The sequence below is a fragment of the Pseudomonas sp. PB106 genome (assembly GCF_009764645.1).
GTDB lineage: Bacteria > Pseudomonadota > Gammaproteobacteria > Pseudomonadales > Pseudomonadaceae > Aquipseudomonas.
On sequence record NZ_RWIM01000124.1, the window covers coordinates 55,003 to 68,392 of the forward strand.

Genomic DNA, 13,390 nt, shown 5'->3' on the forward strand with positions numbered 1-13,390 from the left:
CCAGATCCTTTCATGGGGTTCCAGCCGTTCGAGTGAACAGCCCATGCCACCCCCGACGGAGCGGCTTTGAACTTGCCATGTTAGGGGCAGAGCACGCATTCAGCCAGAACGAATGGGGAGGAACGCCGCCCTTGATGGGAGAATCGCTGCGAGACCTCAACGCCCGAGCTCTCGCAGGAAAATGGCGAGCAGATCAGCCGCGCGCGCGAATGGCCTCGTCGATGCTTTCGATCATCGATTTGAAAACCGGGCTGTCGGCCTGATTCTGCTGACCATGTTGCATGCGCGAAATAATCAGCGCATTCGGGCCGGCATCGCCAGGATAGTTTTGATGCAGACGCAGAGACTCCGAGGGCATGTGCAACGTGTTATCGGCGCCATGGATGATCAGCGCTGGCGGAAAACCTTTTGCACCTTCAATGGACCGCTCCGGGTCATATTCGACATAGGACTTGTAGGACTTCGCCGTCACGTGAGTGCAGCCCGGCCAACGGTCCGCGCCTCCAGCTTCGGTGTAGCCGCCCAGTTGCTGATCCACATAAGCCTGGGTTTCAGGATCCAGTGGGTAATAACCAAGTCGGGTTTCATCCATGCCGGTGTCGAAGGGCGGGATCGGCGCGTCATCGGCGAGTTGCGCAATGGCCGCGTCAGCGCCAGCCTGATCAGCGCGCAAGGCTTGCAGTTTGCGAATGTTGGTGTAACTCATCGGCACCCAGAAGCGGATCTGTTCACCGCCGGCGGCGGCGAGCTCTGCCACGGCACCGAGACTTGCCACCGAGCCCATCGCCCATGATGCGACCACCGGCATCTCACCGAAATTCTCGCGCGCCCATTCAACAGCAGCCAGCACTTCATCTTTCTGATCTTCGAGGATCACGTTGGTGACAACCTTGTCACCTGACTCGAGGGTGTTACGAATGTGCTTGTTGGAAAAAAAGCCTGCCACGTCGTAGGTCATGACGCGATAACCCAAGGCTGCCAAAGCGCGACCGAAGAGTTGCCCGTACATCGTGACCCCGCCGGTGAAGCCAGAGTTAAAGATTACCGGTGGCAGTTTTTGCGACGCAGCGTCGAGTTGTTCCGGCTGAAATACCGTGCCCTTGAGGTTCAGGGTTTCATCGCCATACTTCACAGCGAAGTGGATGTCTCTTGTGGTAATGGTCGTCATTGCTGTTTTATCTCGAAGTGGGAACGTGGGCGTAGATCAACTTTCCAACTGGCCAGATGCTCCTCGGAGAAGTTGGCCAACAGGTATTCGGGTTTGCTGGGAAACATGCAGTGCAACGGCATCAACAAAGTTGAAAACCTTGCTGGGATTAAACAGGGCGGAATACGCAATTCCCTTGTTGTCCGTTCCAACATGAGGTGCGTCCGTTGCTTCCAGAAGAATCTTGTCCGCACCGACTTCCCGAACAATTTGCGTGACGAAACGGCCGGCTTCCTCAGGGTCGACGCAAGTGCGATAGCCTGGCCCCTTGAACCATACGTTGCCTCGTGCGGCGGCCTCGGCAAGTAGCGCGATGTACGCAGGCTCGCTGACGCCACGCTCGCTGTGACAAGAGCCCAGGTGATCGATGATGACCCGCACATCGCGAGGGATCTGGCGCAATACACGCAGATTCGTCTCGGCTTCTTTGGCATAAATGTGCAGATGCTGGTGCGGTCGCAAGCGGCGATAAAATGCCGACCACTGCCCTTCGCTGAATTGCCCGTCTGAAACGGTTTGCGGCGGTGCATCGTGTAAAACGATCCGGGCGCCAACCACCTGCGGGTGAGAGAGACGTTCTTGCGTGGCGTAAGCAGGTTCTGCCTTGATCGTCCCCACTAACGTGACGCCACCGTAGCGCTGCGGATTATTCGCCTGAAGATTCTTCAGTTCTTCAAATGCAGCAAATACGTTTTCCGAGTCCGGCAGAATGCTCAAATGGACATTGTTGAGTAGCCTCGGAGCAATACCGGCATTGATCAACTCATCCAGATAAGCCGTCAGCGGATGCGGCTCCGGTAATGCATAAGGCAGCGAACCGGCCACTCGGCGAAGGTCTTTTGAAGTAAAAAAATGAACGTGACTGTCTGTTCTTTCAATCAGCGGCAGCATGATTATTGTTTCCTGCTTTTGTGCGAAAACAATAATCGTCGTGAGTCCTTCGTCGCTCCCGCCAACTCGACGTGTACTATCAAAATTTCGCCATGCGCGAATGTGTGAGAACAAAGCGTAACGGCGCTGCAATATCACCCCACGCAGGATGAATTTTTCTTCACTGCCCCTTCACATTCAAACCTGTAAAGTCCCCTCGCTCATTCAAGAAACTACGGTTCGCCCGCGGCTCTCCCGCGGGCTTTTTTTTGCCTGAAGATCATCACCACTTGCCGTCCCCCAGGCAATTGCGCGACGCTGCCGGTAGACCCTTCGCCAAGGAGTGCCCGATGCCGCTGCTGTCCCTGCCCTGCCAACGCTTGACGCTGGCGATTCTCGCCCCGGATCAGGCCGGTCTCGAGAGTGCGTTTTACCAACGCAACCTGCGCCACCTCGCCCCTTGGTCGCCGATTCGCACCACTGAGTATTTTTCCACCGAGCAGATTCGCCGACGTCTGGAGATTCAGGCCAGCGCCTTTGAGGCCGGGCTGGCGATGCACTTCGCGTTGTTGAGTCAGGATGGCCAGCAGATGATTGGCGCGTGCAATTTCAGCGGCATTATTCGCGGGGCGTTTCAGGCCTGTTATCTGGGTTATCACATCGACGAGGCGCATCAGGGCCAGGGTTTGATGCGCGAAGCGCTGGAGGCTGGGATCGGCTACATGTTCGACACGCAGAACCTGCACCGGATCATGGCCAACTACATTCCCGGCAACGAACGCAGCGCGCGGCTGCTGGAGAAGCTGGAGTTTGAACGGGAGGGTTATGCCAAGGCCTACCTGAACATTGCCGGACGCTGGCAGGATCACGTGCTGACATCGCTGGTCAATCCCGTGTTCGAGGCGCCGGACAAGCGTTGGTCGCGACCATTGGCGTGAGCTTCACGATTTGTTCAGCAATGGCGCCGTATGCTCGAGGTTCCCGCTCCCTTCGGTAGCCTGAAACCATGTCGCGTGCCGCCCCTTCGCTGTTTCTGCTTGCCGCCCTGCTGTTTTTCTTCGCGTTGGGCGGTCATCAATTGCAGGGTTCCACCGAAGCCCGCGTCGCCGGCATCGCCATGGAAATGCACCTGGACAACGACTGGGTGACGCCGCGCCTGTTCGGCGAACCGTTTCTGGAAAAACCGCCGCTGAGCCTGTGGCTGGATGCCGGCGCCATGCGCGTGTTCGGCGTATCGCCTTGGTCGGTTCGGCTGGCATCGGCGGTAGCTGGACTGCTCAGCGTGATGGTGCTGTATGGCCAGTTGCGACGCTTCGAACGGCCGCAGCGAATCGCGTGGACGGCGGGGATTTTGCTGGCAACCATGGCCAGCTACTGGAGCAACGTGCGCGGCGTCGGCGAGGACGCGCTGCTGGCGCTCGGCGTGACCATGGCATTGCTGGCGTTTTTTCAGGCGCAACGTGCATCGACTGCCAGCAATCCGCTGCTGTTCGTCATCGGGATCGCCATTGCTACATTGAGCAAGGGTGTCCTGGGGCTGGCGATGCCGGGGGTGGTGATTTTCGCTTATCTGCTGGCCGATACCTTGATCGATAAACGCCTGAAGATCGCTGATTGGTTGCGGCCGGGACTGCTGACCGTGGTCGGGCTGATCCCGCTTTTGATCTGGCTAGTCGTGCTTTATCAGCAGGGCGGCGCACAAGCGGTCAGAGAAGTGTTGCTGACCAACAGCGTCGGTCGTTTCAGCGGGTCGTTCGTCGAGGCCGGGCATTACGAGCCGTTCTATTACTACCTCGCCAAACTGCCGCAAGCATTTTTGCCGTGGAACATCCTGGTGTACCTGGGGCTGTGGCATTTCCGCAAACAGCTCAAGGCCAATCGTTATCTGCTGTTTTTCAGCCTGTGGATCGTTGCGCAATTCGTCATGCTGACATTGGCGTCGAGCAAGCGCACGGTGTACCTGATGTCGATGACCCCGGCGGCAGCGGTGATAGCGGCGGAGTACGCAGGCGTACTGTTCGACAAGCTGAAAGCCTACGAATCGAGCCACAGCTTTGTCGGCCGAATCGCTCGTCACCGTCAGACATTGGCCGCCAGCGTTCTGACCGTGGTGATCGCCAGCTATCTCGGCGCCGCTCAATGGGCGCTGCCAAACGCCGATAAACACCTGTCGTTCCTGCCGCTGACCGAACACATTCAAGCGCTGCAAGCGGACGGTCATCAGGTGGCATTGTTTCAAGCCAACGAACGAGTGGGCGGCGCCAGCGTGTTCTATACGCAGAGCGTGCTAAAGGGTCTGGATACCGAGGCGCAGTTGCGGGAGTTTCTTAGCGCTTCTTCAACCAATGTGGCGGTTGTTGCCGCAGATATCGAACCCACCGCCCCAGTGAAAGTGCTGAAGACCATGAAGGTCGGGCGGCAGGCTTATTACTTCGTCGGTTACTGAGTCACCACAAGGCGATGTCGTAGGTCAGGTACAGGCGATAGTTGTCGCGATCACTGGCATAGGTCGAGCGATAAGTGGCCTTGCGCATTTCAATGCCTAAGCCTTTGAGTGCGCTGCTTTGAATAACGTAGCGCAAGTTGGTGTCAGCCTCCCACTCCCTGGCTTCGCGGCCCTTGTAGTCGCCGTTCTCACCTTTGTAGTAACGGGTCATCAAGCTCAGGCCGGGCAAAATGGCAGCGAAGTCATAGTCGTACCTCAGCATCCACGTTTGCTCGCCAGCCTGGATGAATTTTCCGACACCGGCATTGGAGAAGGAGTAAACCGTTGAAACGCTGGTGTAGGGCAATGCGGTATCGCCGCTGACCTTTTGATAGCCAACGCCCAAGGCATGCGCGCCGAGGCGATAGGTGAACAAGCCGCTGAACATATCGGCATCGACCGCGCCGTTGCGTGCTTCCCCGGCATCGTCGCTGATGAAGTAGCGCAAATCGCTGGTCAGGCTGCCGCCGCCCAGCGGCAGTTTGTGCACCAGGCCGAGAAACTGCTGCCGATAGAACTCGCGCATCTCACCGTAATACCAGGTGCCGCTCAAGTTCGGCGTGAACTTGTAGCTGGCGCCGGCAAAGTCGAAGTCGGTGCCTTTGCTGCCGGTGTAACCCTGCGGATAGAGATCGACGCTGTCGGTGGAGTTGCGCTGCTTGAATTTGTCCAGATGACCGCTGTGCAAATACAGGTCGCGGATGCCGCTGTACTCGATTTGCGTGCCGCGAAAGGTCTGCGGTAACAGGCGACCGTCGTTGTAGACCAGTACCGGAATCTTCGGCATCAGGTTGCCGGTCTTGATGACCGCTTCGCCAATGCGCATTTTTGCGGTCACTCCCAGACTGGAAAAACCGTCCGCTGCGTGGCCGTCATCGTGCACCGGCAGCAAACCGGTGCCGGCGCGGGCCGGGCTGGAATCAAGTTTCAGACCGGCCAGCCCCAATGCGTCGAGACCGAAGCCGACCGCGCCTTCGGTGTAGCCCGATTGCAGGTTGAGCAGAAAGCCCTGGGCCCACTCTTTGCGATCTTCGCCGCCATCGCGATAGCCGTCGTTGAAGTAGTAATTGCGCAAGATCAGTTTGCCCTGTGAATCGGCGAAGAAACCTTCGGCCATCAGCTCTGGCGACAAGCTCGCCAGCAATCCTGCGGACACAATGCCGCCTCTCGTGAACAGTCCACGCATGGTGTTTTCCTCAGCCCCGCATTGTCGGTTTTATGGGCAGTCGCAAAGGTCCCGCAAGCGGGATTGATCTGGTTTTTGTAGTGCTGCACGGCTGGACTCAACGGCGCATTGCGGCGGACACTAACGGCTCGACAGCGCGTCCACAACGTTATGCGAGAAGCGCATCAAGCTATGCGAAAGCGGGTTTTTCGCAGGCCTGCACCGTTACAGAACCCTGGGAATCGTCAGCGTGAACCTCAAACAACTCGAGGCTTTCAAAGCCATCATGGCCACCGGTTCGACCATCGGCGCGGCCACTCGCATGGGGCTTTCGCAATCGGCGGTGAGTCGCTTGCTGACACAATTCGAACAGACCCTGGGCTTCGCTTTGTTCCTGCGCAAGAAGGGGCGTTTGATGGCCACACCGGAAGCCGAAGAGCTGCTCGCCGAGGTCTCAGGATTAGTGGATGGCCTGCAGCGCATTCAACGCATGGCCGATGAATTGCGCATCGGTCGCTCGCACAAGAGTCTGCTCAAGGTCGCCGTTCCAACCAGCATGACCCAAGAGCTGCTGCCGAAAATCGTTGCCGAATTTCTCAAGAGTCACGATGACATCGTGGTCGAGTTGCTCACCGGCTCCTACGACACCATTGAGCGCGCCGTGCTCGACCGTTCTGCCGATCTTGGTTTTGTCCGCCTGCCCACCGAACTGCCGGACTTCGACATCGAGCCGCTGCTGGAAACCGAAGGGGTTTGCGTGATGCCCGCCGATCATCCGCTAACGCGCTACCCGGTGATCGACGTGCAACATCTGCGCAATGTGCCGCTGGTGTTGCTGGGCCGGCAACGCGCCTTGCGTGCGGAGCTCAATCAGGTGTTTCGCGCGGTCAACCTGACGCCGCAAGTGCGTATCGAAGTGCACTCGGTCGGCGCCGCATGCAGCTTCGTCGCGGAAGGTTTGGGGGTGTCGATCGTCAACGGACTGCTCGCCAGTCACTTCGCCCATTTGCCCATCGTGACGCGCCCCTTCCAGCCAACATTGCGCTATGAATTCGGTTTGGCATTCCGCCGCGACGAGCAGCGTTCGCCCCTCGTCAGCGCATTCGCCAGCCACCTAAAACAACGTCTGGGCGAATCGATCAATCCCGTGCAATAAGCTCGCTCAGAGCAGAAAACGCATAGCCTGACCCGCTCCTCGCATAACGTTGTCGCCCCTTGGCGTTTGCCCTAGTGTCTGCCCCATCGAAGTGTCGACACCCAAAACAAAAACGCCAAAGGGCTCACCGCCATGTCCCAGATCAGCCTCACCCAACCGGATGCTGCCGACAGTCAGTCGCAGCCGGACAAGCAGACTCCACGTAAAACCATCAACCCGGCGATCATCCTGTTGAGCATCGTTTTGCTCGCGGTCGGCTTCACCTATGCGGTCAACTCCGGCACTTTCGAGCGCCAGAACGGGCTGGTGGTGCCGGGCTCCTATCAAGTCCTGGAAAAGAGCCATTCCCTCAGCCATCTGTTCGCTGTCGAGCCGCGCGTGGCCAAGGACCCGGTCGCCCGACCGGTGTCACTGATCGAAGGCTTCATGGCGATTCCGCAAGGCATCGAAAAGCGTGCCGGGCTGATTTTCATGGTGCTGTTCATCGGCGGCATGTTTGGCGTGCTGAACAAGGCCGGAGTGATCGACGCAGGGCTCGAACGCTTGCTCGGCATGACCCGCGGCAACATCTATGTACTGGTGCCGATGCTGATGCTGGTGTTCTCGGCCGGCAGTACGTTTATGGGGTTGGCCAAGGAATTCATTCTGATCGTGCCGCTGATGGTGGCGATGGCCAATCGGCTGGGGTTGTCGAACCTGATCGGCCTGGCCATCGTGTGTATCTCGGTGAAGATCGGCTATCTGGCGTCGATCACCAATCCGGTCGCGCTGTCGGTAGCGCAACCGATGGTCGGCCTGCCGATTTTCAGCGGGATGAGCATGCGCATCGCGGCTTATGCGCTGTTCCTCAGTGTCGGGATCGTGTTTGTGTTGTGGAGCATTCGTCGCCACGGCTACGACCACAGCGCCGTCATCACCTTCGAACACAAACCGCTGCCGCTGCGCCATTTGCTCAACCTGTTGGTGCTGGCTTTTGGCGTCGGTTTCATGGTGTTTGCCTCGCATCGCTGGGGCTGGAAATACCATGAGCTGTCGGCGTTCTATCTGCTCCTGAGCGTAGTCTTCGCGGCGATCCACGGCATGGGCGCGAGCACCGCCGCCAGCGCTTTTGTCGACGGGATGAAAAAGGTTCTGATCGCCGGCGTGCTGATCGGGCTGGCGACGGCGGTGGAAATCATCCTCAGCACCGGCCAGGTGCTCGACACCATCGTCAACGGCTTGGCCAGCGTGGTCAGCGACCACGGCCCGGTCGTTTCGGCCTACGCGATGTTCTTCTCGCAACTGGGTCTGGACGTATTGATTCCATCCACCTCCGGTCAGGCCGCCGTGACCATGCCGATCTTCGGCCCGCTCGGCCAGCTCTCCGGTGTCAGTCCGCAAACCACGGTGTACGCGTTTTTGCTGGGCAACGGTTTGACCAACATGATCACGCCAACTTCCAGCGGTTTGCTGGTGCTGCTCGCCACCGCACAAGTGGGCTGGGGCCAATGGGCGCGCTACATCCTGCCGCTGTTCCTGATCTATGCGGTGCTGGCGATGGTGCTGCTGGCGGTGGCCGTGTCTACCGGTTATTGAGTGTCCGGGCGCCTGAAGCCAACGCGACAGGCGCCGGTTTCTACAAGGTTCTGATATGAATTCCCTCTGCGAACAGGTTGGCCCGGCGATGCAGTTGTTGCCCGATCAAATGATTACGCTGCGCGATGGCATCCGCCTTGCCACCGATATTTACCTGCCGACCGACAGTACAGGCCCCTGGCCGGTGGTGATCGAACGCACGCCTTACGACAAGCGCAAACCGTCGCGCTCGGAGAAGCAACTCGACGGTCTGCACATTTCCCGTGAAGCCATGGCCGCGCGTTTTACCGCGCGCGGTTTTGTTGCGGTGTTTCAGGACTGCCGCGGGCGCTATGCCTCCGAGGGTGTGTTCACCAAATACACCTCGGAAGGCGAAGACGGTTTCGACACCCTCGCCTGGATCGTCGAGCAACCCTGGTGCAACGGTCGGATCGGCAGCATGGGTTTGTCTTACGCGGCGCACACGCAATTGGCGATGGCCTGTCTGCATCCGCCGGGGTTAAGCAGCATGGTTCTCGACTCCGGTGGTTTTTCGAATGCGTTCCAGTGCGGCATTCGTCAGGGCGGTGCTTTTGAATTGAAGCAGGCGACCTGGGCTTGGCGTCAGGCGAAAGAAAGCCCTGCCGCCCTCGCCGACCCGCAGGTGCGCGCCGCATTGGAGCAGGAAGACATTCACCAGTGGTTTTCGCGCATGCCTTGGCAGGCCGGCCACTCGCCGATTCGCCATGTGCCGGAGTACGAAGCCTATCTGCTGGAGCAATGGGCACAGGGCAGCTTCACGGATTACTGGCGCAAGCCGGGCATCTACGCCGAAGGTCATTACGATAACCTGCCGGATATTCCGGTGTTGTTCATGTCCAGTTGGTACGACGCTTATGTCAGTTCGACACTGGCCAACTACCGCGCCTTCAACCGTCACAACCGCAGCCCCCAACATTTGATCATGGGCCCGTGGCTGCACGGTGATCGCAACATCAGCCACAGCGGCGATGCTGAATTCGGCGCAGCGGCCAACTTCGATGGCAATGTCGCGCGCACCTGGCTCGATTGCCGATTGGACTGGTTTGAGCGCTCGCTCAAGGATCAGTCTCTCGCCCCTGAAACAACGGCACCCGTGCAGGTATTTTTGATGGGCGGCGGCGATGGCCAGAAGGATGACAACGGTCGTTTGCAACACGGAGGACGCTGGCTGCGGAGTTCGCAGTGGCCGCTGCCCGGCAGCCAGCCGTTTAACCTTTATCTGAATGATCAGCGGCAATTGAGCGAGGATCCGCCTTCAGCAAGGGAATCGAGGCTGAGCTATCACGCTGACCCCGATCATCCGGTCCCGACCATTGGCGGCGCCCTGACGTCCGGCGCCCCGGTGTTTGTCGGCGGCGCTTTCGATCAACGCGAGCGCGCCGATTTTTTCGGCACTACAGGTTGTGACAGCCCCTTGGCCGAACGCGCCGATGTCTTGAGTTTCGAGACGGCACCGTTGAAAGAAGACCTGATCGTCGCCGGCCCGCTAAGCATTGAATTATGGGTGGAGAGCGACGGCCTCGACACAGATTTCACCGCCAAACTGGTCGACGTCTACCCGGACGGCTACGCGATGAACATTACCGACGGGATCGTGCGCTGCCGCTATCGAGACTCATGGGAAAACCCGCAGGCCCTGGTGCCGGGACAGCGGGTAAAAGTAGTGATTGAGCCATTCGCCACTTGCAACCTGTTCAAGCGCGGACATCGCTTGCGCCTGGATATTGCCAGCAGCAACTTCCCGCACTTCGACGTCAACCCCAACAGCGGCGAAGCTGAAGGTCAGGCAGCGCACAAACGCATCGCCACCAACACCGTGCACATGAGCGCCGACTTCGCTTCACGCCTGGTGCTGACCATCCTCACGCCCACCGCGCTGGCCGCCCTTGAGCGTCAGGCCACCGATTCGGATTGATGCAGAACGGCCGGTGTTGCGGATGTGCGCAACACCGGTTTCTCCAGGCGCGCCCGACCATAAAACGCCATTGCCGTCAGCAAACACGCCAGCCACACGAAGATCCCGGCCCAGAGCGTATGGGACATGTAGTGCCAGCCCTGCAGAACCCGCGTCGTGCCGTAAACGAAACCGAGCAACATCGAGCCCAACAAAATCGCCTTGGAAAACCGCGACTGATAGCGCCGCGCAACAAAGTACAACGCCAGCATGGTGAAGCCGCCGGACGCATGTCCGCCCGGCCAGCAACGACCCTCGCCCGCTTCATGGAACAGCTGAAAATTTTCGTACCACTCGATATGAGCCATTTTGCCGCCATACAACGTGGTCTCGATCGGGCAGTAAACGCTGGTGTGGGCTTTGAGGAAATGGATCACGCCGGTGCAGACGGCGAACGCCACCACGATAAAGAAAAAATCCCGACGGTGATCAGCTGTAAAGCGCAGTACAGGCGCGACTCTGCTGCGCTCAAGGAACGCGCCCAGACGCGGTTGCTTCTGCGGATTGACCAGCGGCCAGATCACCGAGAGCATTGCGCCGATCAGGGCGATTTCTGCTGTCCAGTTCGGAATGATTCGCGCCCACTTGTGCGTGAGTTTTTCGAAGAAGTGAATTTTATCGAGAGGGAACGTCTGGGTCAGCGGATCGAACAGCAGATTGCTGAAGGCGATGTCGATTCGGGTCATGTCGAACATCAGAAACACCACCGCTGCGCAGAGCAGCGCAATGCCGAAGTTGTATGCGTAGAAACGGGATTTCATCGGGTGGTCACCGTGCGCCAGTCGGAGGCTTCAATAAAGCCGAGCATTTTTGGAGCCGCCGGATTTGCAGCGGAAACAAACAACGATGAGCCGTAACCGGGGTCGGACGCCGGCACTTTCAGGTCTTTCTCGAATTGCGCGATGCACTCGCTGTGGGTCACCAGAATCAAGTTACGCCCTGGCACTTTGTGCGCCAGCGCCTCTTGCAACATGCGGCCCTTGCAACTGATCAGCCAGTCGGCGGCGATTGAAGTCTTGGTGAACATGTGGCCGGCCGTCTGCACGGTGCGCACTATCGGGCTGTTGTAGAGATCGGCGTTGTTCAGCCCCAGTTGTTCGAACTGCGAGCCCACTGCGCCCGCGACACTGCGCGAACGCTCGGTAATGCCATCATTGCCACTCAGGCAGCGCGCTTTGGAGTGATCGCAACGCTCGACGTGGCGCACCAGCACGATCACGTCGCCTTCGGCCCAGCCCTGCGCCAACGCCTGCGCGCCGGCCACATTGCCGTGGGCCAGATCCGGCACCGCTGCGGGCGCCAGCAGCCACAGCGTCAACGGAATCACCAGCAACGAGGCCGCCAACACCACCCAGGTGTTGCGAAAGCGCGCCAAACCGCTCAGATCGATTGCGCGTCTGACGCCGAACAGTCTCAGTCTCAATTCCACAAAAAGCCGCCTCGCCGGCATCTATCACTTGTCATTCGATGCGGCGAAGGTACAGAGGCGGGCGTTGGCAGCCAGTGAAACCCATGTGAAAAAAGTCTTGGGAGCGCTTGTTACAAATTCTGTCGGACAAAATCCTTTCAGCTCTCGGCTTTGCTGCCGATACAAACCTGCTAACACCCTTGCTGGCTCAAAAAAACAACAATCTTCCAGCCTAACCGACGACCAAGAAACCCAACGTTTCTGGAGGATTTGTGATGAATAGCTGGTTCGGCAACATCAGCGTAAACATGAAATTGGGCCTGGGCTTCGGCCTGGTACTGGCCCTGACCTGCGTGCTGGCCTTGACGGGCTGGACCAGCCTGGGCGGTCTGATTGACCGCAGCAACTGGATGAGCGACATCACCCAGCTCAACTCGGGCCTGACCAAACTGCGCGTGGTACGCCTGCAATACATGCTGACCAACGGCGATGAAACTGCCGCGCAAAACGTGCAGACCACCCTTGAAGCGTTTGCCGCCCAACAGCAAAAGCTGATCAGCAGCTTCAAGAGCCCGGAAAACGTCAAACTGCTCAAGGAGCAGGCAGCGACCATCGCTGAATACCAGACGTCCCTGAACAAAATGCGCAATGCCTACCGCACCGGCAACACTGCACGCGACACCATGAACACCAACGCCCAAACCGCTTACAGCCTGATCGAAGCGATCAGCAAGCGCGTGCAGCAGATGGACATGAGCGAACAGCGTTTCGACCAGTTCCAGGCGATCACTGCTGCCAAGGAAGCGTTCATCCTTGCGCGCTACGAAGTGCGCGGTTACACCGCTACTACCAACGCCGAAACCGAGCAGAAGGCTGTCGGCCAGGTCGACGTAGCCATCGCCAGCCTCAAGCAACTCAACGTGCATTTTGCCGACAGCCAGCAAGATGCTCTGCGTCAGCTGGAAACCGCGCTGGGTAACTACCGCAGCGCGTTGATGGCGTATAAAAACGCCAACACTGACGCTGTGCAGGCACGTAAGGAAATGACCGATCAGGGCACCACCATCGTTGCCCTGAGCGAGCAGCTGTATCAGATCCAGCTCGACCGTCGTGATGCCGAAAGTGCTCAGGCCCGTACCCTGCAACTGATCAGTACCCTGCTGGCGCTGCTGGTGGGCATCATCGCCGCTGTGATCATCACCCGTCAGATCACCCGTCCGCTGCAAGAAACCCTGGCCGTGGTCGAGCGCATCGCCAGCGGCGACCTGACCCAGAACGTCACTGTCACCCGCCGCGACGAACTCGGTGTGCTGCAACAAGGCATCGCACGCATGGGCGTAACCCTGCGTGACTTGATCAGCGGCATCCGCGACGGCGTCACCCAGATTGCCAGCGCTGCCGAAGAACTGTCGGCCGTGACCGAGCAGACCAGTGCCGGTGTGAACAGCCAGAAAGTCGAGACCGACCAGGTCGCCACCGCCATGCACGAGATGACTGCCACCGTGCAGGAAGTCGCGCGTAACGCTGAAGAAGCTTCGCAAGCTGCTGC

10 protein-coding genes and 1 pseudogene are annotated in these 13,390 nt (G+C 58.9%); 6 read left to right on the forward strand and 5 right to left on the reverse strand.

The annotated features are described in order from the left end of the window. Positions 1-193: 193 nt before the first annotated feature. Positions 194-1,168, reverse strand: coding sequence for an alpha/beta fold hydrolase (locus EJA71_RS17000; protein ID WP_158958636.1), 975 nt, complete (start codon positions 1,166-1,168; stop codon positions 194-196). 36 nt (positions 1,169-1,204) lie between these two features. After that, complete coding sequence (locus EJA71_RS17005) at positions 1,205-2,098, reverse strand: amidohydrolase (protein ID WP_158958638.1); 894 nt, start codon at positions 2,096-2,098, stop codon at positions 1,205-1,207. A 329-nt stretch (positions 2,099-2,427) separates the two neighbouring features. Between EJA71_RS17005 and EJA71_RS17010 the strand changes: the two genes are divergently transcribed. Then, on the forward strand, positions 2,428-3,015 hold the full coding sequence (locus EJA71_RS17010) for a GNAT family N-acetyltransferase (RefSeq protein ID WP_158958640.1): 588 nt from the start codon (positions 2,428-2,430) through the stop codon (positions 3,013-3,015). A 68-nt stretch (positions 3,016-3,083) separates the two neighbouring features. Continuing rightward, complete coding sequence (locus EJA71_RS17015) at positions 3,084-4,523, forward strand: glycosyltransferase family 39 protein (RefSeq protein WP_158958642.1); 1,440 nt, start codon at positions 3,084-3,086, stop codon at positions 4,521-4,523. 1 nt (position 4,524) lies between these two features. On the opposite strand, the gene EJA71_RS17020 is transcribed toward EJA71_RS17015, so the two are convergent. Further along, complete coding sequence (locus EJA71_RS17020; RefSeq protein WP_158958644.1) at positions 4,525-5,748, reverse strand: OprD family porin; 1,224 nt, start codon at positions 5,746-5,748, stop codon at positions 4,525-4,527. Positions 5,749-5,977: 229 nt separating this feature from the next. On the opposite strand from EJA71_RS17020, the gene EJA71_RS17025 reads away from it, so the two are divergent. The 3 genes from EJA71_RS17025 (at position 5,978) to EJA71_RS17035 (ending at position 10,394) form a co-directional block, all read left to right on the forward strand. Continuing rightward, positions 5,978-6,883, forward strand: a complete 906-nt coding sequence (locus EJA71_RS17025; protein WP_158958646.1) for a LysR family transcriptional regulator — start codon at positions 5,978-5,980, stop codon at positions 6,881-6,883. Between the two features lie 132 nt (positions 6,884-7,015). Next, positions 7,016-8,458, forward strand: a complete 1,443-nt coding sequence (locus tag EJA71_RS17030) for a YfcC family protein (RefSeq protein WP_158958648.1) — start codon at positions 7,016-7,018, stop codon at positions 8,456-8,458. 88 nt (positions 8,459-8,546) lie between these two features. After that, complete coding sequence (locus EJA71_RS17035; RefSeq protein WP_158958684.1) at positions 8,547-10,394, forward strand: CocE/NonD family hydrolase; 1,848 nt, start codon at positions 8,547-8,549, stop codon at positions 10,392-10,394. On the opposite strand, the gene EJA71_RS17040 is transcribed toward EJA71_RS17035, so the two are convergent. Together EJA71_RS17040 and EJA71_RS17045 are read right to left on the reverse strand one after the other, a co-directional pair. Beyond that, entirely contained in the window at positions 10,373-11,194 is an 822-nt protein-coding gene (locus EJA71_RS17040) for a phosphatase PAP2 family protein (protein ID WP_158958650.1), read from the reverse strand. The genes EJA71_RS17035 and EJA71_RS17040 overlap by 22 nt on opposite strands. After that, positions 11,191-11,862, reverse strand: coding sequence for a histidine phosphatase family protein (locus EJA71_RS17045; RefSeq protein ID WP_158958652.1), 672 nt, complete (start codon positions 11,860-11,862; stop codon positions 11,191-11,193). Before EJA71_RS17045 ends, EJA71_RS17040 begins: the two co-directional genes overlap by 4 nt. Before the next feature lie 287 nt (positions 11,863-12,149). Between EJA71_RS17045 and EJA71_RS27855 the strand changes: the two are divergent. Beyond that, positions 12,150-13,178: pseudogene (locus tag EJA71_RS27855) on the forward strand (methyl-accepting chemotaxis protein); the annotation flags it as partial. Positions 13,179-13,390: the final 212 nt, after the last annotated feature.